At 56.5% G+C, this 883-nt stretch carries 1 protein-coding gene; it reads left to right on the plus strand.

Going from position 1 to position 883, the window contains the following annotated elements:
- Window positions 1-35: 35 nt before the first annotated feature.
- A partial coding sequence (locus tag H8730_RS17430) for an IS30 family transposase (protein ID WP_249290316.1) occupies window positions 36-883 on the plus strand: 848 nt, incomplete at its 3' end.

The following is an 883-nucleotide window of genomic DNA, read 5'->3' on the forward strand; positions in this document are numbered from 1 at the left end:
GAAAAAACAAACATCTTACTTTGGAGGAGCGCAAGGTGATTGAGGACTGCCTCGGAAAGCGCATGACCTTCAAGGCCATTTCCCAACTCGTCCAGAAAGACCCCACCACCATCTCTTACGAGATCAAGCACCACCGGCAGGAGCACCGCAATTCCTTTACCTATGACCATGAGCCCTGCCCTCTGCTTCTAAAGGCTCCCTTCGTCTGCAACGGCTGCTCCAAACGCCACTGCTCCTCCTGCCACTCCCCACACTTCCTTTACCGCGCCTCCCTGGCCCATTCAGAATACAGGACACTCCTCTCGGATGCCAGGGAGGGCATCCCTCTTAATAAAGAGGATTTCTACAAGACCGACCGCATCATCTCCAATGCCCTCCGCAGGGGACAGCACCTCTATCATATCATGGCCAATTCCCCTGAGATCGCCTGCTCCAAGAGCACTGTCTACCGCCATTTCAAGAAAGGCTATTATTCCGCCTCCCGTATTGACCTTCCACGGGCCGTCAAATTCAAGCCCCGCAGGGTAAGGCAGCCTGACTACGTCCCCGCCGGCATCCGCCTCGGCCGTTCCTACGATGACTTCCTGGACTACTGCTCCCTCCATGGCCTCGAACGACATGTCGAGCTCGACACTGTGGTTGGGCGTATCGCCGGCAAGGTCATCATGACTGTCCATTTTACATCCTGCAACTTCATGGCCGGCATCCTCCTCGATAACAAAACCGCCGCCCAGGGGGCAGAACACTTCCGCTCCCTTAAAGACCGCCTTCGGAACGCCGGCCTCTCCGTCCCGGCAATCATGGACGCCCTCCTGTGCGACAACGGCGGGGAATTCGCGGATGCCTTCTCCTTTGAAAATGACCAGGATGGGAAACGGGAAAT

This window comes from Bianquea renquensis (assembly GCF_014384895.1).
Classification (GTDB): Bacteria; Bacillota; Clostridia; order Lachnospirales; family Bianqueaceae; genus Bianquea; species Bianquea renquensis.